The organism is Acinetobacter sp. 2JN-4 (assembly GCF_003687745.1).
Classification (GTDB): domain Bacteria; phylum Pseudomonadota; class Gammaproteobacteria; order Pseudomonadales; family Moraxellaceae; genus Acinetobacter; species Acinetobacter halotolerans.
The window spans coordinates 25,778-51,839 of the sequence record NZ_RDNY01000006.1 but is presented as its reverse complement, the minus strand read 5'-3'; the positions used below and the strand labels follow the sequence as shown (position 1 = coordinate 51,839).

23 protein-coding genes and 1 other RNA gene are annotated in these 26,062 nt (G+C 39.7%); 15 read left to right on the top strand and 9 right to left on the bottom strand.

Annotated features, from left to right (window positions below; all coding sequences use genetic code 11):
* Positions 1–110: 110 nt before the first annotated feature.
* Positions 111–1,982, top strand: coding sequence for a SurA N-terminal domain-containing protein (locus tag EAH57_RS09910; protein ID WP_121929915.1), 1,872 nt, complete (start codon positions 111–113; stop codon positions 1,980–1,982).
* 62 nt (positions 1,983–2,044) lie between these two features.
* On the opposite strand, the gene EAH57_RS09905 is transcribed toward EAH57_RS09910, so the two are convergent.
* Positions 2,045–2,851, bottom strand: coding sequence for a YbgF trimerization domain-containing protein (locus EAH57_RS09905; protein WP_121929914.1), 807 nt, complete (start codon positions 2,849–2,851; stop codon positions 2,045–2,047).
* Positions 2,852–3,174: 323 nt separating this feature from the next.
* On the opposite strand from EAH57_RS09905, the gene ffs reads away from it, so the two are divergent.
* Positions 3,175–3,271, top strand: an RNA gene (ffs, locus tag EAH57_RS09900) — signal recognition particle sRNA small type.
* A gap of 21 nt (positions 3,272–3,292) precedes the next feature.
* Here the strand turns inward: ffs and EAH57_RS09895 are convergent.
* From EAH57_RS09895 to EAH57_RS09880, 4 genes are all read right to left on the bottom strand, one after another.
* Positions 3,293–3,775, bottom strand: coding sequence for a regulatory protein RecX (locus tag EAH57_RS09895; RefSeq protein ID WP_121929913.1), 483 nt, complete (start codon positions 3,773–3,775; stop codon positions 3,293–3,295).
* Between the two features lie 41 nt (positions 3,776–3,816).
* Positions 3,817–4,860: a recombinase RecA gene (gene recA / locus EAH57_RS09890; protein ID WP_121929912.1), complete on the bottom strand. Its 1,044-nt coding sequence runs from the start codon at positions 4,858–4,860 to the stop codon at positions 3,817–3,819.
* 160 nt (positions 4,861–5,020) lie between these two features.
* Positions 5,021–5,449, bottom strand: coding sequence for an RNA-binding S4 domain-containing protein (locus EAH57_RS09885; RefSeq protein WP_121929911.1), 429 nt, complete (start codon positions 5,447–5,449; stop codon positions 5,021–5,023).
* Positions 5,433–6,131 carry an HAD-IA family hydrolase gene (locus EAH57_RS09880; protein WP_121929910.1) on the bottom strand — a complete coding sequence of 233 codons (699 nt, stop codon included), beginning with the start codon at positions 6,129–6,131 and terminating at the stop codon, positions 5,433–5,435. The genes EAH57_RS09885 and EAH57_RS09880 overlap by 17 nt, the downstream gene beginning before the upstream one ends.
* A gap of 11 nt (positions 6,132–6,142) precedes the next feature.
* On the opposite strand from EAH57_RS09880, the gene EAH57_RS09875 reads away from it, so the two are divergent.
* The 4 genes from EAH57_RS09875 to EAH57_RS09860 all read left to right on the top strand — a co-directional run bounded on the left by EAH57_RS09875 (position 6,143) and on the right by EAH57_RS09860 (position 12,151).
* Positions 6,143–7,000 carry a 3'(2'),5'-bisphosphate nucleotidase CysQ family protein gene (locus tag EAH57_RS09875; protein WP_121929909.1) on the top strand — a complete coding sequence of 286 codons (858 nt, stop codon included), beginning with the start codon at positions 6,143–6,145 and terminating at the stop codon, positions 6,998–7,000.
* Between the two features lie 53 nt (positions 7,001–7,053).
* Positions 7,054–7,785, top strand: coding sequence for a histidine phosphatase family protein (locus EAH57_RS09870; protein WP_121929908.1), 732 nt, complete (start codon positions 7,054–7,056; stop codon positions 7,783–7,785).
* Positions 7,786–7,985: 200 nt separating this feature from the next.
* Positions 7,986–10,670: a M66 family metalloprotease gene (locus EAH57_RS09865; protein ID WP_121929907.1), complete on the top strand. Its 2,685-nt coding sequence runs from the start codon at positions 7,986–7,988 to the stop codon at positions 10,668–10,670.
* Positions 10,671–10,879: 209 nt separating this feature from the next.
* Complete coding sequence (locus tag EAH57_RS09860; protein ID WP_121929906.1) at positions 10,880–12,151, top strand: hypothetical protein; 1,272 nt, start codon at positions 10,880–10,882, stop codon at positions 12,149–12,151.
* Positions 12,152–12,196: 45 nt separating this feature from the next.
* Here the strand turns inward: EAH57_RS09860 and rpsT are convergent, their stop codons facing one another.
* The gene (gene rpsT / locus EAH57_RS09855) at positions 12,197–12,463 is read right to left on the bottom strand and encodes a 30S ribosomal protein S20 (RefSeq protein WP_004671564.1); all 267 of its coding nucleotides are present in this window, start codon (positions 12,461–12,463) and stop codon (positions 12,197–12,199) included.
* A 210-nt stretch (positions 12,464–12,673) separates the two neighbouring features.
* On the opposite strand from rpsT, the gene EAH57_RS09850 reads away from it, so the two are divergent.
* From EAH57_RS09850 to EAH57_RS09840, 3 genes are read left to right on the top strand one after another with little or no spacing between them, the layout of a single operon-like run.
* Entirely contained in the window at positions 12,674–13,339 is a 666-nt protein-coding gene (locus tag EAH57_RS09850; RefSeq protein ID WP_121929905.1) for an NAD(P)H-binding protein, read from the top strand.
* A gap of 12 nt (positions 13,340–13,351) precedes the next feature.
* Entirely contained in the window at positions 13,352–13,864 is a 513-nt protein-coding gene (gene rraA / locus EAH57_RS09845; RefSeq protein WP_121929904.1) for a ribonuclease E activity regulator RraA, read from the top strand.
* 13 nt (positions 13,865–13,877) lie between these two features.
* Positions 13,878–14,666, top strand: coding sequence for a glutathione S-transferase N-terminal domain-containing protein (locus EAH57_RS09840; RefSeq protein WP_121929903.1), 789 nt, complete (start codon positions 13,878–13,880; stop codon positions 14,664–14,666).
* A 101-nt stretch (positions 14,667–14,767) separates the two neighbouring features.
* Here EAH57_RS09840 and EAH57_RS09835 read toward each other — a convergent pair whose 3' ends face one another.
* Positions 14,768–16,297 carry an acetyl-CoA C-acetyltransferase gene (locus EAH57_RS09835; protein ID WP_121929902.1) on the bottom strand — a complete coding sequence of 510 codons (1,530 nt, stop codon included), beginning with the start codon at positions 16,295–16,297 and terminating at the stop codon, positions 14,768–14,770.
* Between the two features lie 224 nt (positions 16,298–16,521).
* On the opposite strand from EAH57_RS09835, the gene EAH57_RS09830 reads away from it, so the two are divergent.
* The 5 genes from EAH57_RS09830 to cpaB all read left to right on the top strand — a co-directional run bounded on the left by EAH57_RS09830 (position 16,522) and on the right by cpaB (position 23,021).
* A complete protein-coding gene (locus EAH57_RS09830) occupies positions 16,522–17,913 on the top strand; it encodes a 3-oxoacyl-ACP reductase (protein ID WP_004671554.1) in 1,392 nt (463 codons plus the stop codon).
* Between the two features lie 67 nt (positions 17,914–17,980).
* Positions 17,981–18,835: a MaoC family dehydratase gene (locus EAH57_RS09825; RefSeq protein WP_121929901.1), complete on the top strand. Its 855-nt coding sequence runs from the start codon at positions 17,981–17,983 to the stop codon at positions 18,833–18,835.
* A gap of 80 nt (positions 18,836–18,915) precedes the next feature.
* A complete protein-coding gene (locus EAH57_RS09820; RefSeq protein ID WP_121929900.1) occupies positions 18,916–20,169 on the top strand; it encodes a serine hydrolase domain-containing protein in 1,254 nt (417 codons plus the stop codon).
* A 432-nt stretch (positions 20,170–20,601) separates the two neighbouring features.
* Positions 20,602–22,380, top strand: a complete 1,779-nt coding sequence (cpaA, locus tag EAH57_RS09815; RefSeq protein ID WP_121929899.1) for a metalloendopeptidase CpaA — start codon at positions 20,602–20,604, stop codon at positions 22,378–22,380.
* Between the two features lie 14 nt (positions 22,381–22,394).
* The gene (gene cpaB / locus EAH57_RS09810) at positions 22,395–23,021 is read left to right on the top strand and encodes a metalloprotease secretion chaperone CpaB (RefSeq protein ID WP_121929898.1); all 627 of its coding nucleotides are present in this window, start codon (positions 22,395–22,397) and stop codon (positions 23,019–23,021) included.
* Here the strand turns inward: cpaB and EAH57_RS09805 are convergent.
* On the bottom strand, positions 23,018–23,605 hold the full coding sequence (locus EAH57_RS09805; protein WP_121929897.1) for a TetR family transcriptional regulator: 588 nt from the start codon (positions 23,603–23,605) through the stop codon (positions 23,018–23,020). The genes cpaB and EAH57_RS09805 overlap by 4 nt on opposite strands.
* Before the next feature lie 126 nt (positions 23,606–23,731).
* On the opposite strand from EAH57_RS09805, the gene EAH57_RS09800 reads away from it, so the two are divergent.
* Positions 23,732–25,222, top strand: coding sequence for an MFS transporter (locus EAH57_RS09800; RefSeq protein WP_121929896.1), 1,491 nt, complete (start codon positions 23,732–23,734; stop codon positions 25,220–25,222).
* A gap of 76 nt (positions 25,223–25,298) precedes the next feature.
* Here EAH57_RS09800 and EAH57_RS09795 read toward each other — a convergent pair whose 3' ends face one another.
* Positions 25,299–25,988 (bottom strand): FMN-dependent NADH-azoreductase, encoded by a 690-nt coding sequence (locus tag EAH57_RS09795; protein ID WP_121929895.1) that lies wholly within the window; start codon positions 25,986–25,988, stop codon positions 25,299–25,301.
* Positions 25,989–26,062: the final 74 nt, after the last annotated feature.

Below are 26,062 nucleotides of genomic sequence, written 5' to 3'. Positions count from 1 at the left end.
GGGTGCGTTTTTTATTTATCGAATGAAAAAATTAATTTGATCCTCATTCGGCATTCATTCACTTTGGTTTTTCAGTTAAAATTGCCCCGAAATAAAATATTGGAATACTTATGGAATCATTTCGTACAGTCATTAAGGGTTGGCTTGGCAAAGTCCTATTAGTTTTGTTTTTGACCCCTTTAGCACTTGTAGGTATTGAAGGATATTTTAGTGGCGGCAATAGAGTAGATGTTGCCAAATCGGTAAATGGTCAGGATATTTCTAAGAAAGAATTAGAAAGTGCGATCAAAAATTATAAAGATCAATATTTATCTTTGGTTCAGGGCGATGAGTCACTGTTGAATCTTCCTGTTATTCACGAAAAAGCATTAGATGCACTTGTTGCACGTAGTTTGTTGTCGCAACAAGCAGATAAGTTAGGGATCTCTTTGAGTGATGTCCAGCTTGAACAAATGTTGGCTCAACAGCCGGGTTTTCAGGAAAATGGAAAATTTTCTCAACAATTATATGAAAACTATTTACGCTCTGCTGGCATGACCAATCAGGGCTTGATCGCGAGTCTGCGCCAAGATCATGCTTTGAAGATGGTTTCATCAACGCTGATGGAGTATGCATTGGTCAGTCAGTCTGATTTGCAGCAATTAGCAAATCTGCAAACAGAACAGCGCACATTGCATTTAGCAAGTATCAAATTAGATGATTACAAGAAAGGGTTAACAGCCACAAACCAAGAAATCACTGATTACTACAACAAGCATAAAAATGAATTTAAGCAAGTTGCAAGTGTTGATGTGGATTATGTGGTTCTAAGTCCAGCGTTGCTTCCTCAAGCAAATCTAGCAGTAACAGAGGCAGATTTAAAACAAGCTTATGCAGCATTTGTTGAAAAACAACAAAAAGATGTAAAGCGTGAAGTTAAACATATCTTGATTACTGCTGATGAGCGCGGTGATGCTGCTGCTCAAAAGCTTGCGAATGATGTTTATGCCAAAATCCAAGCAGGGATGACATTTGCACAAGCTGCGGCACAATTCTCTGATGATCCTAGCTCAAAAGGGCAAGGTGGTTTGGTTGAAGCTTATGCACCTGGTGCTTTCTCAGCTGATTTTGACAGTGCTGTAAATGGCTTGAAAAATGGACAAATTTCTAAACCTGTAAAAACGCAGTATGGCTACCATATTATTGAGACAAATGCACCCGAAGCAAACATTCCATCGTTTGAATCTGAAAAAGCACGTTTAACCGCAGAAGTTGAAAAAACTAAGGTCGCTAATTTGTTTAGTGACACGGTCAATAACTTAAATGAAATGGTTGTAGGTGGTGACTCTTTAGATGTGGTTGCGCAAGAGGTTAAGGGTGCGCGTATTCAATCTGCTAAAACAGTGACTTTAGCAACACAAGATCCAGTGTTAAGTGATTTAAGTGTTAAAGCAAAACTGTTTAGTGATGATGTGAAAAATGGTGATCGAAATGCATCATCTAGTATCCAATTGGCGAATGGAGATAGTATTTGGATCAAAGTTCGTGATTATCATTCAGCAGGTACGAAACCTTTGACGCAGGTAACAGCAGAAGTGAAGGCGAAAGTGATTGAAGAGAAGGCTTATAAAGCAGCCCAAGCAAAAGTTGCGACAACCTTAGCTGACTTCAAGACTCAACCAGCTGCCAAAGTGATTGCAAAATCACAAGTGACTTTTGAAAATGCAGGTACATTTGCACGCTCTCAAGGCTTGAAACGTGCGATTGAGCGTGCTGCATTTAGTCTTGCAGCACCAAGTAAAGACGGGATGTGGTCTGCAACGGCGACGAAGCTACCAAACGAGTTGGTGATTGTCGCGGTTTCAAAAGTTGATAGCAGTATAGCAAGTGGTTTGCCAGCAGAAGAGTTGAAAGAGTTGAAACAGCTTTATCAGCAGTTCCGCGGACAACAAATTTTGGATGACTATACTGAGTATTTAAAATCGCAAGCGGAAATCAAATAAGTTTGATTGAAGTAAAAAAGCCAGTTTTAAGAAAACTGGCTTTTTTTATGCAGTGATGAAAATTATTTCTTTTGGATAAATTTAGCTTCTTCTGATTGCGGGTATTGAGCCAACAACTTGGTTTTGTATTGATTGGCTTGCGCTGTATTTTTATCTACTTCATTTGCGATGCTATACAGTTGATATAGTGCGCGAGACGCTCTAGCAGAGTTTGGATAATTATTTACGACGGTATTATAGTTTTGTTTGGCGGCAGTATAGTTGGCTGGAGTAATCGCGAGATAAAACTCTGCCAGCCAAAAATATGCATTCCCAATATAAATTCCGTTTGGATGGTTTTTAATGAAATTTTGCATCGGTTGAATGGCTTGTTTCGCGCCACCTTGTTTGTATGCATCCAGTGCAACTGTATACGCGGCTTTTTCTAACTCTAGTTGATTGTTTGCATTGATATTGGCTGCTGCTGTACTTGGTTGAGGCTGTGCTTCAACTGGTGTACTTGCAGTAACGGTATTTGAAGCGGGTTGTGAAGCATCTATCGCTTCGTCTGCATGTTCCTCAGGAGGATCAATCTTCTGAGATAGTAGTTCTAAACGCTGATCTAAATCAGTATAGCGATTTGCGAGTTCTTTTTTTAGTTGCTCAATGGCATTGTCATGCTCTTCGAGTTGACCGCGTAACTTACGAACTTCTTCTTCGAGTCTTTGATTCTTCTGGATGAGATCCCAGTTTAAGTTTGAACCTACGTTTGCGGTATTGCCAGTATTGGCAGACTGTTGGCTTAATGCTCGAGATTCAATTGGGACATTGGCATATAAATGTGCACTGCTGAGTAAGGCAACAAAAAGTACAGAATGCTTCTTTAGCATGAAAATTTATCCATTAAGTTGAAAAATAAAGCTGTGAGCGAACAAGTCTTCATTCTTTACATGTAACACAGCGAATATAGGTTCTAATTAAGTCATTAAAACAGCAACTCGTTTAAATGCAATAAGCATTTACAATCTTCAAGCACTTTTGCTAGGAATCGGCTTATTGTTGTTCAATGTTTGTACATCTTTTAAAAATGGTTGGTTAACAAGATCATAATTGATGAGGAATTAGACGGTTGAACTAAAAACTCACTGAAAAACAGAGACAAGTCTTGCAACTGACATAAAAATCTCTATACTTTGTCTTGCAATGGTAGCCCTGCTGGTAGCTTCGCAATTGTACTCTACGAACCCCGCCAGGACCGGAAGGTAGCAACGGTAGTAGAATTATGATGTGCCGAAGTCATGCTGGTGGGGTTGCCACCATTTTATATCTAATTATTCTTCTTCGCTCGTTCGAGCAATCGCTTTTAGAATCACATCCATATCAAAACCTCGATACTGTAAAAAACGAATCTGCTTTGCCTTGATTTTTGGATCCTTGGTAATTTCTTGTCCAAATTTTTTGATCTTTAGTTGATACGCTTGCTCAAGCCAATTAACTTCATTTAATTCATCTGTAATCAGTTCAGCATCGAGTTGTTTGCTTTTTAGCGCCTGTTTAATGCGCTGTAAACCTTTTCCTTTTCGAATTTGGCTTGCAAGAGTGAGTTCGGCTACACGTTGATCACTCTGATAGTTTTGCTGCGCTAATTCTGCAACTAAAACATTCACTTCTTCTGGGTTAGCTGCATATCGGTTGAGACGCTCAATCAGCTCAGCCTGTGAATAATCACGGCGAGTCAATAGAGCAAAAGCATAGGAGCGGAGTCTTTGTCCTGTGAGTGTTTTAGGCTTCTCTGACTTATGGCTGTTAAACATTCTTTCCTCTGAAATAAAAACGCCCCGAAGGGCGTTTTGGCTTAGCTTTCTAACAAATCTGGTTCTTTTTCATCTTCAGTTTGCACTGCTTCTTTATTTTTGGTTAAAAGCAGTTCGCGAATAAGCTTCTCGATCTCTTGAGCAATAAGCGGATTCTCTTCAAAATGACGAATCACGTTGTTTTTACCTTGGCCGATCTTGTTGCCTTTGTATGAATACCATGCACCTGCTTTTTGGACAATTTCTTGTTGAACCGCTAGATCAACGAGTTCACCCAATTGGTTGGTGCCTTTACCATACATGATCTGGAAAACAGCTTCTCTAAAAGGCGGCGCCATTTTGTTTTTAACAACTTTAACTCTTGTTTCATTACCCGTAATTTCATCGCCTTCTTTGACTGCACCGATACGACGAATGTCTAAGCGAATAGACGCATAGAATTTAAGCGCATTACCACCTGTTGTGGTTTCAGGGCTACCAAACATTACACCAATTTTCATACGAATTTGGTTAATGAAGATCACCATGCAGTTCGAGCGTTTTGCATTACCTGTGATTTTACGTAAAGCCTGACTCATCAAACGCGCTTGTAAGCCCATGTGAGAGTCGCCCATTTCACCTTCAATTTCTGCTTTTGGAGTAAGGGCAGCAACCGAGTCGACAACGATCATGTCAATCGCACCCGAGCGAACAAGCATGTCTGCGATTTCTAAGGCTTGTTCGCCATTGTCTGGTTGAGAAACCAGTAGGTTATCAATATCTACGCCTAGCTTGCGCGCATATTCAGGATCTAATGCATGCTCAGCATCGATAAAGGCACATGTACCGCCAGTTTTTTGACATTGTGCAATGGCTTGCAATGTCATGGTGGTTTTACCTGATGATTCTGGACCGTAAATTTCGATGATACGGCCTTTAGGTAACCCGCCAATCCCTAATGCGATATCTAGCGTTAGAGAACCTGTAGAAACAGCTTCAACTGCTAGTACCGTATTATCGCCTAAGCGCATGACTGTATTTTTGCCAAACTGTTTCTCAATTTGGCTCAATGCAGCTTGTAGCGCTTTGCTTTTATTATCATCCATCTCAAAACCTCAAAACTTTATCTTCTTAACGACTAACCCAAGTGGATGTATTGAATCTCAACTTGTTGGGACTTGAGTATAGTGGCAGATTCTAGTGGTTTATTCTACATCGTATCTGTGTCTTTGCGACACAAGATGACGCACCTATAATTCGGAAATTTTACTCCTCAGGGAAGGTCCATGATTGTGTATTTTCCTGTTTAAATCGATTGATATCTCGACGATCTTTTTTGCTCGGTCGATGATCTGGTCGGGCTAGATTATGCAATTTTCGCTGTGAGGCTTGCAACTCTCGTTTTTCGATACTTTCAGTGGTTTCTTCATAAAGTTGCTGCGCCATTGGTGCACCACCGCGTACGGCAGAAAGGGCTTTTACCAGTACCGTTTTTTTCTCAAAACCTTGTTGAATGGTGAGTTGCATTCCAACACGCACATCTCTTGATACTTTGACGCGTTCATTGTTGTGATGTACTTTCCCACCTTCTATGGCAGCTTTAGCGATTGAGCGAGTTTTAAAAAAACGTGCCGCCCAAAGCCATTTGTCAATCCGCATGGCTTCCATGCTTGCTGGTTCATGCTGTTTTGGCATCTATTACCTGTGAGTTTTCAAGATAATCAAAGAGTTCAGTTAAATGGTCAAGTGCAGGGTAAGGAAGCTCAGTTGCGATTCTTACAGCTTTATTGCTAGAGGGCTGTAAGATACTAAATAGCTGCGTAATACCAAAATCTTCTGCACCTTTAAGCACTGCAACGGTATCATCAATAAACACCGCACGAGCAGGATCAAAAGGGTGAAGTTGTTGAAGCTTTTGCCAAAATTCGACATCTTCTTTGGCGTAGCCTAACTCCTCACTACTGATCATTAGCTCAAAGTAAGGGCTAAGTTCAACATTTTCAAGTTTAAGCTGTAATCCAGCCCGATCAGCATTGGTCAATAACCAGCAACGATAACCTTGTGCAGTTAGTTGTTCGAGCAGTTGATGGCAGCCAATACGTGCTTGGATTTTATCTCGATGTTCATATTGTAGTTGTAGTACATCAACACCGACTTTAGCCGTCCAATACGCCGAAGAATACCAAGATAGTGTATGCTTATGTTGGTGGTAAAATTGAAATAGTGTCTGTTGGCTTTGCTCAAGACTACATTGATGGACTTGTGCATGACGCTCAGGCAAACAATGATTCCAAATAAAATCATCAAAAGCTAAATCAAGTAATGTGCCATCCATATCAAACATGATAATTGGCCGCTGTAAATCTGAATATGACATAAGGTTGATCTATGTTTATTAAAACGCTTGCCCCACAAGATCACATCATCTTGCAACTTGTTCCCATCATGGCGCAGGCCAGTCAAATATTACTGGAAGAATATCAAAATTATTGTGCGGGTGGTGAGTTTAATATTCAGGAAAAAAGTGATGATTCTCCTGTGACACAGGCAGATTTGAAAGTAAATCACTTTATATTGAAGCGTTTAGCTGAAATTACCCCTGATTTACCTGTTTTATCAGAAGAAAGTGATTATTCAGCACGACAAGCATGGCCACGTTGTTGGATGCTTGATCCATTAGATGGTACCAAAGAGTTTATTCATGAACGTGATGAATTCACCATCAATCTCAGTTTGATTGAAAATCATCAGACCACATTTGCGATCATCGCAGTGCCATGTGAGCAAGTGATGTACATTGGTTATCATTCACAACTTCCATATAAATACAGTTTTAGCCGCCAAGAATGGTCTCAATACAAAATTGAGGCACATGATGATGCAGCACCGATTCAGGTGGGGCTGAGTCATAATAGTAAAAACCCCAAATATAAAAACTTTATTGAACCGATTTTACAGCAGCATGAAGTGATTCGTCGTGAAGCGGGAAGTGCATATAAGTTTTGTATGATGCTAGAGGGTGAAATTGATATTTATCCGCGCTTTCATCCAACTTCTGAATGGGATACCAGTTCGGGGCAAGCCTTCTTGGAAAGTATTGGTGGTGGATTAATGACCTTGGCTGGAAAGCCATTTTTATATAATCAGCGTGAAACGGTATTGAATGGCGGTTTTATCGCATTTAGGGATCAGGATTGCAAAACGATTGCTTATGATGCTTTGAGTCATTCGGGCATTTTAGATTGAGAGTTATTTAGCTCATGCTATAGTGGAATAGATTTCACTTTTTGATGTTAAATATGGCCCTGCATTTATTGCCGAAAAGTATGTTTGAAGCAATTGATTTACTCCCGAATGCTTCAACACCAGTAACTTTATTTACTCGCCATTCTTTGCGTGAGTTACTGAGTGGGCAGGGTTTGGCAGGGTACGATCTGCAATTGACTGAATCTGGGCGTGATTTAGCTTATGCATGGGGCGAGTATTTAATTCAAAATACAGATCGCTCCATCCAACATTGTATTTCCAGCCCGATCCAGCGTTGTGTAGATACCGCAGCTTTAATGATTGAAGGTGCAGATGGGGTGCATAAAGCAATCAATACGCATACTATTGAGATTGTAGAACAGCGATTGTTGGTAGAACCAGGAAGTTTTGTTTTGGATATCCAGCAAGCCGCGCCATATTTTCGTAAACAAGGCGCATTGGGGTTCATTAATAGTTTTGTCAATAATGCCTTGCCGGGAATGAAGCACCCGATAACAGGCGTATTTGATGTACTGGAGTTGCTATATCACACACATCCAACCCATCATAATGGTCTAAGCTTGGCAGTCAGCCATGACACCATTCTTGCAGCTATCATTGCTGTCATTTCAGGTAAAAATCAAATTGAACAAACCGACTGGCCTGAGATGATGGAGGGCTTATTTGTGTGGTTCGAGGGTGAAAACTTTGCGAGCAGCAAATTGAAATGGATTTGGCGAGGTAAGCAAGAAGAGCTGATTATTGAGCATTTTCAAAATAAATAAAATCTATATTTGCCGATAAGGCATCATTCGTATTTTGATAAATTTCGCATAGAAGTTTTTATCTCTTTTAAATTTAAAAATTAATTTACAGCGATAAAATTGAGCTGATATTATATATAAATATATGATTTTATTAAATTAACAATTTCACAAAATTTATCACTAACGATAATTCATTGTATTTTAATTTGGGGAATGTGATGCAATTGCGACTTAAGTATTTAACAGCTTGTCTGCTTCCAGTTATGTTGTTGGCTTGTGGTGGCGGGAGTGGGGAAACAAAAAGTGCAGGTGGGGATGATAAAAATACGCTTCCTTCTGTATTGGATAAATATCCAGAATCGACTCGGGATATGATTGATGAGTCCACTTTGGGCTTTTATGACTATGACAAATTAGGCCAAACTCGAACTTTACGAAACGATCTAAATGGTAGTTTCGCAGCGATGGTTCAGTTTGCGCAAAACCATGTAGTCAATCCAAATAACAATGAAAAAGACTATATGCCTCGGCTGACCAGTGAGAAGGAGGCTTTGTTGCTGGTATCTCCATTAGCAGAAATGGGGGATATTCAGGCCCTAGACGCTGAAATATATTATCAAAATAAACTTTTAAGAACGATTCGTTTAATTGAGCCATCGCAAATCGCTGCATCAGATCAGTCCAATTCTGATGGACGTCCACCTGTGACTTATTCAAAACGTGCATGGACTGCTGCTTTAAAGTGGGATGAGATTCGGGCAGGTTTAAGTATTAGAGTCATTGATCCATTCAATCAGCGAAATGGTGATCTCCGTGCAGAAGATATTGACTTTGCAGCGCCTGCTGAGCTGGTTGTACAGAATATTCGATTGGGTTTGTTGACTGATCCACCGAAATCAAATGGGCATCACATGCTGCTAGCGCCTGAAAAAGCTGGAACAGATTATTTTCAGACGATTCCGGCTGCACGTATGATCGTGACCAAATACGATGATCTCAAACTAAATAAGGTCATGGTGGCGAGTGGAGTAATTTATGATACGGCAAGTGTGACCACGGGAGATGTTTATAGTGGTGATATGCGTGAGAATACAGCTAAATCAACCTTTGGTGTCGGCATTAATTTAGCGAACTGGGGCGTGACCAGTGCATCTATGGCAAGCCAAGAGCAGCCACAACTTACTCAGAGCGTTGTGACTCACTATGCTCGTGGTAAGTATAGTAATGGTGATGTTACACATGGTTTAAGTGGTGGAAATGGTATGTTGACGTTGATTGACTCTATCGGAAATGAGTTTAGTCATGAAATTGGTCATCATTTTGGGTTGGGGCATTATCCGGGTTCGGTTGGCGATAATATGTTTTGGGCAGCCCATCACGCCGATAGTGGTTGGGGGTATATTGCCTTTAGAAATAAAATGCGTAGTAATTTAAATTGGACTACGACGAATCTGGGTGATGGTAATAATGGTGTTCCAAATTTTCTAAATAAATATGCTTATGGTTGGGACGCAATGTCTGGTGGGGGAACATCCAGCAGTATTTCCAAATATACACATTATACGGGCTATAGCACTTATTCAAAAATTCAACCTGCACTAGATCGTTACGTTTGGGATGAGAACTCTCCGACGGGTTATAAAAAATGGAATTCAACCACTCGAATGATGGAGGTTAGCCAACCTAAAACACCTCGCTCATCAAATGTTTGGTACAACAATGCTGATGGGAACTATTTAAAACCACGATTATTTGGGGTACCTGTTTATACGATTTTGGGTGGGTATGATCCAGATAATCAGGTTGGATTGATTTATCCGGCGGCAAAAGGCAACTGGGGTAATGTGTTCAATTTGCCTCAAGTAGATCCGAGTAATACGACGGCGAATTGTTGGCTCAAGGTTGAGTTTGCTAAGGGGACTCAAAATATTGCATTAGCGCCTCAACGAGTGAATGCAAATAGCCATGCAAATAAATTTCATATCAATCTTGCACAAAGTGACGCCCCACAAAAAGTAAATTTATATTGTAAAAGAGCCAATCAAGCAGCCACTTTACTATCGACGATAGCCATAGACACAACGGATACATCTGTATTGGCACCATATGTTGAAATTGGCAAGACAGTGGGATATTCAGCGCTGAGAACAATTGAACTTCCGCAATTTGAGCAAGCATTACTTGAGAATAAAGGGAAAGCTGTGGTGAGCTTATCTCCAGAGTCAAAGTTACTTTTTGATTCGTATCACCCATTTAAAGAACATCTTTCAACAGATGCTCAAAATGAAATGTCTCGATATATTCAACAACAGGCAGTTTTACATCGTTTAAATCGTTGGATGAATCTTTACCATGTGGAACTAAACAATCTCAATACGGAGGCAGTGAGTGCCTTTCATTTATTTGTTGAAAAGCTTGGACTGAAGAGTGACTTCAATCTGAATTCGGCTGTAACTTTGATGAACCGAACGTATTGTCTTAAAGCTGAATCACTAGAAAATGGCAAGTTAAATGCATTTATCAGTGCTGCAAGCGGCTGTATTGGAGATGATGCTGAACAGTGGATTTATGATGCTCTAGGCAAAATTCACAATAAAAAATATGTGGGCCAATGTTTAACAACGACAGCAGGCAATGTCATCAATCTTATGCCATGTGGTCGGGATTTGAATACTCAGGTTTGGTCGATGGATTTATCATTGCAGACGATTAAGCAAACAAATCAATGTTTTGATTTGGAGGGCGGGAGTTTAATAAATCATCGTGCACGTTTAATCCGTTATGCTTGTACGGGTGGAGCGAATCAAAAGTGGACGATTCCTGCAGTTAACCATAGTTTAATGCTCACGGGGCTTTCAGCGAACAACTTATCGTTAGTAACCTCGTTATCGGTCAGTCCTTAATATCTTTTGGGATTGTCCGAATATTAGTCGTTTTATATATGGCTCTTTATAAATATTACGATTGCTTTTGGTGATAAAGAGAAGATTAGACCTATTGAAATTTCAATAGGTCTTGCTTATAAAAATAAAGAATTTGCTTTTAAAAATCATTTTTATTCGTCATTATATGAAAATAAAAAGAGAAATTAGACACATAACTGGATAAAAATATGTCATTAAACACGATTTATTTGTGGGAGCCTGAAATTTTCACAGGTAAAGTTCCCTCAGAAGATAACTCACATCAAGTGGCATTTGAATTACATCAACAATATAGCCATATTCCTAGTCATGGAAAAACACTACGGGCATGGCTTTCACTGTTCGCGGATAAAATTTGTGACCCACAAAATCAATCTTTTTTCCCTGAACAAACCCAGCAATGGATTCAGAGCATTAAAGAAGAATTCTCACAAAATGTCTGCGCCATTATTCAATTAAAAGCTTTAGCACAAGATGCGCAGAATGATGCAGTGTACCGCGTATTTTATGAGGCAGTACGTGAAACTGGGGTTGGTTTCTATGAACCGAATTATAATGTATGGGCAATTGGCGAATTGCAATCGCCAGAAAATGCAGTTGAACAAATGCTGCAACCTTATCTACTAGAGCCATTAGAGGTCCAACAAATAAAGCAGCTCGATGCTCAACCTATATTGGCTTGGGAAGATGGACGTTTTCAAGCACCGAAAACGATGCCAGAGGCTGAACAACTCATTACCCATTGGTTTGAGCATCAAGCCTATACCAAGGACTTACAACTTGATGTTTTTAATATCGCGCATGACTTTATTGCTAATTGGGGAAACTTAGGGCGTCCTGAATTGGCTTTAGATACGGGCTATCGCTGCTTTCTGTTAACGCAAAAGCAAGCTGGTGTTTTTTATCAGTTGAAAATGGTGTTAAGAAAACTAACAGTGAGTCCAATGCTATCCTTTGCAATGGATTTTACCGACTATTTTATTCCTCAGCATTTACAGGAACAGTTACCTGAGCGTTTAATTTTCCGTTTACGTTCTATGGATATTTATCAGTGTCCAACGTCGGGTGGGCGCGCCGATGTGTGTTTTAGCTTGATTGGGCGATGGGATAGTGAAGCCGATATTCAGGATTTTTTTAGAAATCTAAATGCGTATATCAATTTTATCTTTTTTCATTTGGGGCAAGGAAGACTAGAATCTCTACAGGCTTGGGCTTATGGCGATATGCCGCCAGATATCAGGATTGATTTGGATTTTCGCTTTGAGCTGATGATGATTGCTTTGAGTCAAGATACAGCGCAATTAGAGCGGTGCTATCAGAACTATAAAGTATTACTTACACAGAATAAAGCACGTGCGCATGACTTGGGATTATTGGAAGAAAGTTATAGGTTCAGCCAAAAGCTGATGAAAATAGTAAAAGATGAGGGGACAGGGCTACAGCCTTATATCAAAAATTAAAGACAATAAAAAAGCCCGAAAACGGGCTTTTTTACTTGCATCAAATTAGTTAGCCAAAGCTTTAACTTGTGCGTTTAAGCGGCTCTTATGACGAGCTGCTTTATTTTTGTGGATGATGCCTTTGTCAGCCATACGGTCGATTACTGGAACAGCTGTTTTGTAAGCTTCTGAAGCAACTGTATAGTCACCAGCAGCGATCGCATTTACTGTACGCTTGATGTAAGTACGAACCATAGAACGCAAGCTTGCGTTGTGTTTGCGTGCTTTAACGTTTTGACGAGCACGTTTTTTAGCTTGAGCAGAGTTTGCCACTCGTGCACTCCTTAAAAATAAGTTGGTCTGGGCGGGCTGAAGTTAAAACCAAATAATTGGCAACATTCACCAGCCCGTAAACAAGTGGCATATTTTGAGGAAACTACGCCCCGAAGTCAAGCCTTGTAATGTTTTTAAGTGCATTTAACAGATGATAATCGTGCAAGAAAACGTTACATTAATCTAAATGATGAATTGGAAGAACTATAAATGAGCATCGGTGATAAAAAAGCAATCGTAATTGGTGCAACTGGTTTGGTGGGTCAGGCCTTGGTCAATGAGTTACAGCAGTCTGATGAATTTCATTCTGTCACTGTGGTTGTACGTAAAAAATCAGATATATTAGACTCTTATCCTAAAGTTACACAGCTTGTTGTAGAAGATTTACTTTTACTCAATGATGAGGATGTCAATGCTTATACTCATGCGTTTAGTTGTCTGGGGAGTACCATAAAACAAGCGGGATCAAAACAGGCATTTTATGCAATAGACTACGAAATTAATGCTCATTTTGCTGATTTAATTCAGGATAAAAATATTCATTTTTTAATTGTTAGCGCCTTAGGAGCGAATGCTAATTCACCAGTTTTCTATAATAAAGTAAAAGGTGAGTTAGAAAATTACTTAAAAAGCTTATCGATTTATAAGTTATCTATTTTCCAACCTTCGCTTTTAATTGGTAAACGCAGTGAGATGCGTTTTGTAGAAGATATGGCACAAACTTTATTTAAATTGGTTGAAAAAAAATGGACGAAACCGTTTAAATTTAAGCCTGTAACCGCTGAGCAATTGGCGCATACTATGCTTGTTTCAGCTCTGACCCAAACTGCGGCTTTTAAGCTGTACGATAATTTGAGTATACAACAGACCCAATAATGGAGAACTTCGGTGACAACAGCAGCTTTTGTAACGTGTGATTTGTTAGATGATAATCCTGAAAAAGACTTACAAGTGGTAACGCCATCAATGGATGGTAAGTTTTTTAAAAGTTATGGCGCACGTAAGACTTTTGGTGGTCAAATCGTAACGGTGAAGTGTTTTGAGGATAATTCACGAGTAAAAGAGCTTTTAGCAACAGAGGGTACTGGAAAAGTATTGGTTGTTGATGGTGGTGCTTCGATGCGTTGTGCATTGATGGGGGACTTGATTGCTGAGTCCGCTGTAAAGAACCATTGGAATGGTGTGGTGATTTATGGCTGTGTACGTGATGTTGATGCAATAGCAGAGCTTGATTTAGGTGTGCATGCATTGGCTGCAATTCCGCAAAAAAGTAACCGTCAGGGCATTGGTGAGGTTGATGTTGCGCTGTATTTTGGTGGTGTGACGATCAATTCTGGTGATTATATCTATGCGGATAATAATGGAATTGTGATTGCAAAAGAAAAATTAGTCGACTGCTAAAAAGGATAATTACATGCTTAAAATGGTGAATCATCAATTTAAGGTCTTACAATCTGTACTCGCAACTCTGATAGAGGGTGGACGTGGAGTATCAGGAACTCCATTTCCGAACCAACCAACAAACTCTATTAAGCTATACGAGTTCGAAGGTTCACCATTTTGCCGTCGTGTCCGTGAAGTTATTACCTTATTGAATTTAGATGTGGAAATTTATCCATGTCCTAAAGGTGGTCAAAAATATCGTAAGATCGTAAAAGAAAAGGGTGGAAAAAGACAATTTCCATTTTTGATTGATGAAAATACAGGTGATCAACTTTATGAGTCACAAGAAATTATTCATCACTTGTTCAAACATTATGGAAAAACAGGGCAAACACCGAAGAAATTTAGTCATTATCCTAAGCTTCCTTATGTGTCGACTCTAGCGACTGTTGCTAATGCAGCACGTGGTGTTTGGATTAATAAACAGATTATTGATCGTCCTGAACCTGAGCAATTATTGGAATTATGGAGCTTTGAAGCAAGCCCATATACACGGTTGGTTCGAGAAGTTTTAACTGAATTAGAGCTGCCTTATATTTTGCGTAATGTGCCAAAAGAGCGTTGGCAAGATATGGGGCCGGCGATATTACGTTTAAAACCAGGGCAATACATTCCATTGCCAAATGGTAAGCGTGAAAAAGCCGTTGAAGTGATGGGGCGAGATATTCAAGTACCTTATTTGGTTGATCCAAATACAGGCGTGAAAATGTTTGAATCAGCCAAGATTGTTGAATATCTGAAAAAGCAGTACGGACAATAAAATAAACGATAAAAAGGCATCTTTTAGAAGATGCTTTTTTTATTGATGCATAAAAAAAGCTGAATCAAATGATTCAGCTTTTTTGAGTACCAGCTTAGAAATTATTTTTCAATAATTGCTGTTACACCTTGACCACCAGCAGCACAGATCGAAACGAGTACACGACCTGAACCTTTTTGATTCAATAGTTTAGCAGCAGTTGCGATGATACGACCGCCAGTTGCAGCAAATGGGTGACCAGCAGCTAAAGAAGAACCTTTAACGTTAAGTTTGCTCGTGTCAATTGAACCCAAAGGTGCATCTAAACCTAAACGCTCTTTGCAGAATTTCTCATCTTCCCAAGCCTTCAAAGTAGAAAGAACTTGTGATGCAAAAGCTTCGTGGATTTCATAGTAATCAAAATCTTGAAGTTTAAGACCAGCACGCTCAAGCATACGTGGAACGGCATAAGCAGGAGCCATTAATAAGCCTTCTTTCTTACCGACGAAATCTACCGCAGCAGTTTCAGAGAAAGTTAAGTAAGCAAGGACTTCGTGACCATTCGCTTTAGCCCACTCTTCAGAAGCTAAAAGAACACAAGAAGCACCATCAGTAAGTGGCGTAGAGTTACCAGCTGTCATCGTTGCAGCTTCGCCTTTACCAAATACTGGTTTTAATTTAGCTAATTTCTCAGCAGTAGAGTCAGCACGTAAATTGTTATCACGGCTTAAACCCATAAATGGTGTGATTAAGTCATCGAAGAAACCTTCTTCATATGCTTTTGCCATTTTTTGGTGAGAAGAAGCAGCAAGTTCGTCTTGTGCTTCACGTGCAATATTCCATTCTAATGCTGTAATTGCAGCATGATCACCCATTGCAAGACCAGTACGTGGCTCACCATTTTTAGGTGCATCCATCAAATCTTTTAGATTGATTTTAGAGAGTGCTTTTAAACGATCTTTACCTGTTTTAGCGATGTTAAGTTCAAGTAAAGCTTTACGTAAACCATCACCGAAAGCGATAGGCGCATCAGAAGTTGTATCTACACCACCTGCGATACCGACTTCGATTTGACCTAGCGCAATTTTGTTTGCAACAAGGAATGCAGCTTGTAAACCAGTACCACATGCTTGTTGAATGTCAAAAGCAGGCGTTTCTGGTGCAAGTTGAGTGTTTAAAACACATTCACGTGTCATATTAAAGTCACGGCTGTGTTTTAATACAGCACCAGCAACCACTTCACCTAAACGTTGACCTTGTAGGTTGAAACGTTCAACCAAACCATTTAATGCAGCCGTAAGCATATCCATATTAGAGGCTTTAAAATAAGCGCCATTTGAGCGAGCAAATGGAATACGATTACCGCCAATAATGGCTACACGACGAACATTGTTTTGGCTCATGGTTTTTTTATCCTGTTGAACAGAAGGTTTGGTTACTTTAGCTGTAGCAGCTTTTGTAGATGTAGAAGATGCAGTGCTTTTGGTACTACGACTAGCTGAACGAACGCGCGTCGTTTTAGTTGCCGTACTTGCTGCTTTAGGAGTCGTGCCAGCACTCTTACTCTTGGTAGGAGTTGCTTTTGATGTATTTGACACAGTCTCTTGAGCAGAATTCTCGACTGCTGGATTTTCTTGAGTTGTTTTGCTCATAAGGCTTTTCCAAGCATAATTGCGATATTCTTGCTATAACAATAGCATATTTACGATATTGCGGTATTGACTAGAATGACGCTTTAGACCACATTCAGGTCAAGACATCGGAACATGAACTCAAGTATGATTTGTTGTGAGTCAATCAGACATTGATTTCATGTTATTTCACTAACATGATGCATGTGTTTGTAACAAATTCATTTGTATGAGAGATAATAACCATGACTGATCAATACCAAGCATTTACGCAATCACCTTTAGGTAAATTTGTCGTAAAAAATCTAGGTTTACCATCACCAGTTTCGTTAGATCGTTTTGAAAGCGCTCAACCCGTTGTGAATGGTGCAGTTTTGCTTGGCGCAGCACCTTCAAGCACAATTTCTGGCGCAATTGCTCAAGTGCTTAGCAATATTCATGCAGATAGTTATGTAGGTAATAATGTTGAATTACAACAAACTGCTGCAAAAGTAGGGTTAAATCTTCGTCCTCTTAATGCAGATGATAAAGAATCTAAATTTAAAGCGGTTGTATTTGATGCTTCTGGTATTCAAGATTCTGAACAACTTAAAGAATTGTATAACTTCTTTAATCCAATCGCGCGTCAAATTTCAAGTTCAGGTCGTGTCATTGTCATTGGTACAACACCTGAAACTGCTAAAACAGTAAAACAAGCGATTGCGCAACGTGCGTTAGAAGGTTTCGTCAAGTCAGCAGGCAAAGAGTTTAAAAAGGGCATTACTGCTCAAGTTGTTTATGTCGATCAAGGCGCTGAAGCGAATCTTGAATCAACTTTACGTTTCTTAATTTCTCCGCGTTCTGCTTATGTATCTGGTCAAGTGATCCGTGTTTCTAAAGCTGATACTGTTGATTTAGATTGGGCGAAACCATTAGCAGGTAAAACTGCTCTAGTTACTGGTGCAAGCCGTGGTATCGGTGAGGCGATTGCACATGTGCTTGCACGTGATGGCGCGCACGTGATTTGCTTGGACGTTCCACAACAGCAAGCTGACCTTGAGCGTGTTGCAGGTTCAATTGGTGGTTCAGTTTTGGCGATCGATATTACTGCTGCTGATGCTGGTGAGAAAATCAAAACTGCTGCTGCGAAACAAGGTGGTTTAGACGTTATTGTTCATAACGCAGGTATTACCCGTGACAAGACTTTGGCAAACATGAAGCCAGAGCTGTGGGATCTTGTAATCAACATTAACTTGTCTGCGATCGAGCGTGTTAACGATTACTTACTATCAAATGATGGTTTAAATGCAAATGGTCGTATCGTTTGTGTATCATCAATCAGTGGTATCGCAGGTAACTTGGGTCAAACTAACTATGCTGTTTCTAAAGCAGGTGTGATTGGCTTAGTGAAATTTACTGCGCCAACATTAAAGAACGGCATTACCATCAATGCTGTTGCACCTGGTTTCATTGAAACTCAGATGACGGCTGCGATTCCTTTCGCGATTCGTGAAGCAGGTCGCCGTATGAACTCGATGAACCAAGGTGGTTTACCTGTAGATGTGGCTGAAGCGATTGCTTGGTATGCTTCTACGGGTTCAACAGGTGTGACGGGTAATGTTGTTCGCGTATGTGGTCAAAGCTTATTAGGTGCGTAAAGCATTAGGGTTTTGAAGAGGGGTGCTTGTGCATCCCTTTTTTATAAAAAATATTGAAAGGTTTATTATGAATACACGTCATTTTAGTCAATTACCAAAACCTTACTTAGCTTATCCAAAAGTCATTCAAGGTTTAATTTTCAAAAAGCCAAAAGGCGAAAAAGTACTTCCACAAGTCGAATATGTAGTGGATACACTTCAGATTGATGCGAAGCATTTAGAAAGCTACAACGAAATCTGTGGTTTTAAAAATGATGGTTTTGTACCTGCGATCTATTTAGCTGTTTTATCCCAAAGTTTGCAAATGCACATGATGACCAGTGAAGCATTTCCATTTGCGATTTTGGGATTGGTGCATATTCGCAACCAAATCAAACAGACACGCAAAATTGGTGTAAATGAACAAATTACCTTGTCATGCAAATTCGGTGAACTTCAGCCACATGATAAAGGCTTACAGTTTGATTTTATCACCACAGCTAAGGTCGGTGGTGAAGTGGTGATGGAAAGTTTAACGACTTACTTATCTCGCCAAAAAACTGAGAAAAAAGCGGTCGAGAAAGCCAAAGAAGCTCAAGCACCTGCTTATCAGGTTCAAGCAGAATGGGACATCTCGGAAAATACAGGTCGCCGTTATGCGAAGATTTCAGGAGATTTTAACCTGATTCATATTCATGCGATCACTGCGAAAGCGTTTGGTTTTAAACAAGCCATTGCACACGGGATGTGGAGCAAAGCAAAAGCTTTGGCAAATATGGAGCTTCCAGAGGCTTATGAAGCTGACGTTTGGTTCAAATTACCAATGTATTTGCCTTCAAAAGTTGAATTTTTAACTGCTACTGAAGCCAAGCAAACTGACTTTTTGATTCGTAATGTGAAATCTAAAAAGCCTCATGTTGCAGGTACAGTGAAAGCGCTTTAATACGAAATAGCATGCTAAATTATCCCTTTTGTTCGCAAGAGGGATATTCTAAAAACATAAATATTATAAGGACTTGAACATTGATTAAAGAGATATTACTTGCCAATACCCAAAATTATCATGGCAGTGTTGATGAGCGGTTTGTGGATTTAGCGAGTCAATTTAGCCGTTTTCAAGATGCTCGAAGTCAGCAAGGCGGCGCTGCTTTAGTTGTTTATTTCTACGGTCAAAAAGTTGTTGATATTTTTACAGGTAAAAAATCTCAAGAAGAAGATTGGCAATCCGACACGCTATCGATGTGTTATTCAACTGGTAAGGGTGTATTAGCAACACTTGCACATATTTTGGTGAGTGAGGGTTTACTCGATTACGATACACCGATTGCACAGTATTGGCCTGAATTTGCTCAAAATGGCAAAGGTAATATGACCTTGCGCCACGTTTTGTCTCATCAAAGCGGCTTGTTTGATATTCGCAATATGATTGATACCGCAACGGAAATGCTGGATTGGTCGCATATGTTGGATGTGATGGCTGCAGCATCGCCACGTTTTACAGCAGGTCAAGGCTTTGCTTACCAACCACTGACTTATGGCTGGATTGTCGGCGGTATATTGGAAAAAGCGGCAAAACAACCTCTAAGTTGGTTAATGCAACGCTATTTGGTTCAGCCATTGTCATTGGATGGTGCGTACTTTGGCGTGCCAGAACAAGAATTAACTCGTGTAGCACGTCTTTTAGAAAAGCCAAAAGCGCCGACGTCACCGAAACCAGCAACCCAAAAAACCAATCAACCTCGTAAAGCCTCTTGGTCGGAAAAATTACTGGAACTCTCTGGACAAGATCCTCAAGATTTCAAAGATGCGATGATTCCTAAGGGCATGCGTGGATTTAGTTTTTTTAGCGATCTAGGGTTACAGGCGGCGATTCCTGCTGCAAATGGGGTGTTCACTGCAGATAGTCTTGCGAAAGTGTATGCCATGCTTGCCAATAAAGGGCAGTGGGATGGACAACAATTGATTCGTCCAGACGTTTTTAAGCAGCTCAGTACAGTTCAAAACAAGGCTCGTGATCGGGTAATGCCAATTCCAATGCATTGGCGTTTAGGTTATCACCGAATTTTAACGATGGGAAAACGCACACCTCGCGGTTTTGGGCATATGGGTTTTAATGGTTCAGGTGCTTGGTGCGATCCTGATCGTGGGCTGAGCTTTGCATATACACATAATTTTAATATTACCTCTTCCACAGGTGATTATCGGTTGTGGGGATTAAGCCAAGAAGCTTTACGTTGTGCAGATGCTGTTCTGACAGGGCGAAAAGGGTGGTTTTAACCCCCTTTTTTTCAATTCTAAAGATTTCCATGTTGCAAAAAAATAAGTTGAATCCAAATAATGTCTAAAAAATCAGCGCCTTAAACCTGAAGTTAATTGAGATTAGATAATGTAATTAAGGTATCTGCTGGCATTTTAAGTTAAGTAATCAAACAACTTTATTGTTTATAAAAACTAAATAATAATAGATTGTTTTGTGTTCAAACACGCACTTATTAATAGAATTCAGTCGCGGTATTAACTAAGCTCAAAATTGCTTGTCTAATTGGTGTTATTACGGTTAAATTTGAGCTGGTGATCATATATCAATGGAATTGTGATAAAAATAAACTCATGATATTTAATAAATATTTATAAAATTAAAGCTTGTGGGTGGTCTGTTGTTTTGTTAGAGTTGTTTGTGTAAAAAACACACAAAAAAAGGATTTATAAATGAAATTTGGACTCAAAGCGATTTGTTTGGCTGGTGTGCTTGTGACGACAGCTGTATATGCTTCAACGACATTATCTCCAAACCAGATTAACAATAGTGGCAGTATCCCAAGCGGTCATGCCGATTTAAAATTTGTTTTATCTAATGGAAATTGGGTAAAAAATATCTATTTACCAAACACTGCCAATCACCAAGACAAGATTACGATTCAATCAAGTGCTGGTTGGAAAAGTTATTTGGATACATCCAATACCAATTTGCCAATAGAAGTACTTGAAATTCAAAGTGGTGATACCTTCCAGTTTGTATATGATGCAAATCTAAAAAAATGGGTGACTCAGCTTGCGGCTATTAGTCCAACCAATGGCGCGCAATTTGAAGAAATTGCACTGAACAATACGAAACTGCAACATATTTTACTGGCTGATGGTAAGTGGGCGAAAACGATCGCACTGCCATCAAATGTTAATGATGGTACTCTCGTGCAAATTACGTCTACTGCGACGTACCCTTCAGAAATCTCTAAAACTAATTTACTGTTTCCGAGCAGCTTCAACCTTACGCAAGGAAGTGAATATTGGTTGAAATACAATGCTGAATTACAGAAATGGATACCTGAATTTATTAAACCTGTAAAAATCAATGTAAAAGACATTGGTGCGAGTTTAAGTACGGTAATTGCTCCAGTGACAGAAATTAACTTTGCAGATGCAAATTGGGTGCCTAATTTCACCTTGCCGACTACTGCGAATGATCGTGACCGCATTTGGATAAAATCAACTGCAACTTGGTCTGCAAAAATTAATAATACCAACATCAGTAGTGATGCGACTTTAACACTTAAAAAGGGTGATCAATACGAGTTCATGTTTGTGAGTGATAATGGGCATTGGGTATTAATGTCTGCACCAACCAAAGTGATAGAAGCAAATGGCAGTATTGCATCAGTTTTACCAAATATGACTGAGCCAACATTGAAAGTCAGAATTTCCAATACTAATTGGAGACAAACAATCAATTTGCCTACAAGCGCACGGGTGGGTGACAAAGTCATCTTATCGTCAACAGCGGATACAGATAGTTTTGTTTTGGCTACAAATGGCTTGTCGACTACGATTAAGAATGGCGAGAACCGTCGTTTTATCTTTACTAGTCAAGGTTGGACTATCGATAGTCATACCATCGATATGTTATTCGTTAATAGTCCTGAAGTAACTGCAATCATAGGAGAAAGCGCTGCAAAACTCCGTTTGATTGAAGGATTGAATTTAACCAATGTTACGGCTGAAAATTCATCTGCTAAGTTTTATTTAAGACAAACTGGATACATCACTTATAAGATGCCAGCTTCAACATTATTAGATGCAATTTATGTGGGGCGTTCTGATACAACTGTACAAAATGAACGAAAACGAGTTTTAGCGGATGGCGTGTATTATCAGGGTAATGAACCTGGAGCTGGTGGTTGTGGTTGGGCGTGGATTAATGCAAGTTACTACAATATGATTGGTGCCAATGATATTGCTGGCTGCTCGGTTGCAGCTATGCGTCATGAGGTAGGTCATAATTTGGGTATATATCATAATGACTCTACCAATATAGGTTCGGGTTTTGCTCATCCATTAGGTAGTACAGCATTGGGTGGAAACAATCTGAATTTTTATTCTAGTCCGTATTTGTATAATCCTAAATATGGTGTACGTTTGGGTGAAGAAGGTAAAAAAGATGCAGTCAGTGTGATTAACGCTACTGCAGTCCGAATTTCACAATACCATTAAGTGATTTCTTGAGCATGAAGCATTCAAAAATTATTTTTCTACTTGCAATCACGTTCATCGTGATTGCAGGTTTAATTTTCTTTTTAAAGCCAGATCATGTTGCTGCATCCACGCAAGATGGTGCCTCAACAAAAATAAAGTCATCTGTTCAGGATGTTTCAACGTTTCCGAGAGAAAATCTGAATCTTTCAAAAGCAGAGTTGGAAAAAGTTGTAAAAGAAACGGTTCTATTTCATGAAATACAAGATGATGATTTGAAAGTGAGTAGTGCATTACCTTTGTCGAAAAGCGGTAAAGGAATGGCTGTTCGTTACAACCAAAACATTATTGAGACCAAAAAAGTCGGAGACATTGTTAAGTTTCAAATGCTTGAATATGGAATAAATCGTAGCGGTGAAATTGTTGAAATTGAAAAAGTGGATGATGATATTTTGCGCTGGCATGGTCGTTTTCAACAAGGAAGCCCTGAACGAAATTTCTTTACCATTACTCAAAGTCAAAAAGATCAATATACGATTATTCAGATTTACAGCGATAAAGGCAACTATACCGCTGAAATCAAAAATGGTCAGGGTGTTGTACAGAGTATGGACGAAGGCGTTGAAGATCATGAGTTGCATGCGCATGATCATGAACACTAAGTTTCAGCAGATAACTCTGCACGTATTATGACTTCAGTATGACGCTTGAAATCTGCTTCATTGAGTCCATTGAGTCCTAGTTTATAAATCCCTTCGAGTCCGCATACAAACGCAATCAAACGCCAAGCAATGTCTTGGCTGTTTGATTCAAATTTAAACTCGCCTTGAGTTTTGCCTTGATCAATCATTTTAACGATTGATTTATGCCAGTCTTGCATCGCAATGTTATAGGCAATTTTTATCTCTTGATCTTGATCAATTAATACTTCTGCTTCATTCCAAAGCCGAAGGTAAGGTTGAATCTGTTCGATATTTTCACAACCGAGTAATAACGATAAGCGTTGTAAAGAATTCACTGTATCGACTTGATTTTCAATTTCATCGAGTTGTTGCATGAGTTTGATAAAAGCTTCTGCTTTTAAATGTGAATTTGACGAAAAGTGATGATGAACTTGCCCAGTAGACGTTTGTGCCTCAGTTGCAATACGTCGAACCGTCATTGCTGAAAATCCTTCATCCAAAGCAACCTGCATCGCTGCCTGCAAAATCATTTCACGACGTTGTTCTCGATTTAAATAAGCCATTTTTCCAAACCTGATGAGCTGTGTCACAACCAGCAACAAATTAACTTAAATTTTAAAATTGGACAAGTGTTCAATTTCGATTATAATAGCATCAACTTGAACACCTGTCCAAATTTAGAGGCATTTATGTCACGCAAGTGGTTAATTCTTGCAATCGTTGTATTGATCTATCTCCCAGTTTCGATCGATGCAACCGTTTTACATGTCGCGACACCTACATTGAGTGAGTCGCTTTCTTTATCAGCAAATGAACTGCTATGGATTATCGATATCTATTCATTGGTCATGGCGGGACTTATTTTACCGATGGGTGCACTGGGTGATCGCATTGGTTATAAACGTTTGATGATCATCGGCGGCATTTTATTTGGTCTTGCATCATTAGCAGCAGCATTTTCCTCAACCGCATGGGCGTTGATTGGTTCACGTGCTTTATTGGCTGTTGGCGCGGCAATGATTTTGCCTGCAACTTTATCCGCAGTTCGGAATACTTTCCTCGATGAAAAACAACGTAACTTCGCCTTGGGTATTTGGGCGACTGTAGGCGGTGGTGGTGCAGCTTTTGGTCCATTGGTTGGTGGTTTTTTACTGGAGCACTTTCATTGGGGCGCAGTATTCTTGATTAATGTGCCGATTGTGTTGTTCGTTTTGCTATTGGCTGCTTATGTCGTGCCTAAGCAAGCAGGGCAACCAAAGCAAAGTCTGAACTTATTACAAGCCATTGTTCTCGTGGTCGCAATCCTGAGTATGATTTATGCGATTAAATCTGCCATGCATGGAGGTTCAATTGGGGCAATTTTAATCTTTGTCGTCGGATTGGGTTTATTGATTGGCTTCGTTCGTAAACAATTAACATCAACTTCGCCGATGATTGATATTCAGTTGTTTAAGCATCCCGTGATTGCCACAGGTGTGGTGATGGCGATTGTTTCAATGATGGCTTTAGTAGGGTTTGAGTTGCTCATCTCCCAAGAACTTCAGTTCGTCTATCAACTTTCACCACTCGCAGCAGGCGCTTTTATTTTACCATTCATGGTTGCGATTAGTCTGGGTGGTCCAATCGCAAGTCTACTGGTAAATCGCTATGGTTTACGATCAGTTGCATCTTTTGGGATGTTGATGAGTGCGGTGAGCTTATGGGGTTTGGCAAATACTGATTTTATACAAGCACAAATACAAGCGTGGGCTTGGATGGTGGTATTAGGTCTGAGTGTAGAAATTGCTTTACTTGCTTCAACCTCAGCGATTATGTCTTCTGTTCCGCCAAGCAAGGCGACAGCAGCAGGTGCGATTGAAGGAATGGCGTATGAGCTAGGTGCTGGTTTGGGTATCGCATTTTTCGGGTTGATGCTTTCGTGGTTCTATGCCAATTCGATCGTGATACCAAGCAATTTACCTCATCATTTGCTAGAACAAACCAGCAGTTCTATTGGCGAGGCGATTCAAGCCAGTAAACAATTACAGCCAGTGGTCGCTGAAAACGTCATTCATGCGGCAAAACAAGCTTTTAGCCAATCACATCGCTCGGTCTTGACTGTTGCTGCATTCCTTTTCTTGGTACTCACCATATTTATTTGGTTCGCTTTGCCGAAAAGAGTAGTCACAGTTGAAGGATAGGTTTTATTCCCCTCATTCAAATCAAGCATCTGGATGAGGGGAAATGTATGTGAAAACAAAGTTGCTCGTACTTTATTTATGCAGGGAGTATTTTCTTTGATTGCGTTGTTGTTAGCTCGGATACAAGTTTTTCAATTTTTTGCTTTGCGCTGAGTATTGAGCCTTCATGTCTATTGTCGCCAAATTCCTGATATTCAGAGCGAATTTCGAAGAATTGATCCACACCTAAATAATGACTCAGTACTTTGATGTGGGTGCCAAGGTGATTCATGTGTTCCCGGATTCCTCCTTCACCAAAACCAAATTCTCCGCATGAACTGAGTAAAATTAAAGTCTTATTTGAAAATATCGGTTCAAGCGGAAAATCACCTCTGGCTAAGTCAAAAGTAAAGGTTTTATTGATTCGTATCACCTGATCAAACCATGCTTTTAGCGCAGCAGGCATGCCGTAATTATACATTGGGGTGGTGATCAAGATGATATCGGCTCTTGCAACTTCATCAATATATTGATCAGATTCTGCCAGTAACACTCTATGTGCTTCAGTACGTTTGGGCGCTGGTGTAAATACCGCTTCAAGCCATTTTTGCGAAACAAAGTTTGGTGGTTGTGCTCCAAGATCTCGATGAATAATTTGATCGTGATGATGTTGATTTTTCCAATGTGCAAAAAAGTGTTGTCCTAACATTTTAGAAATGGAACTATGCTTTTCACCTTCACCGTAAAATGAACGGGCACTAGTATCAATATGTAGCAGGGTAGTCATTTGAAATTTACTCAATCTTATAGAACATACTTTAGAGTTTGATGATTTGTGTAAGAGCTGACAAATGACATTAT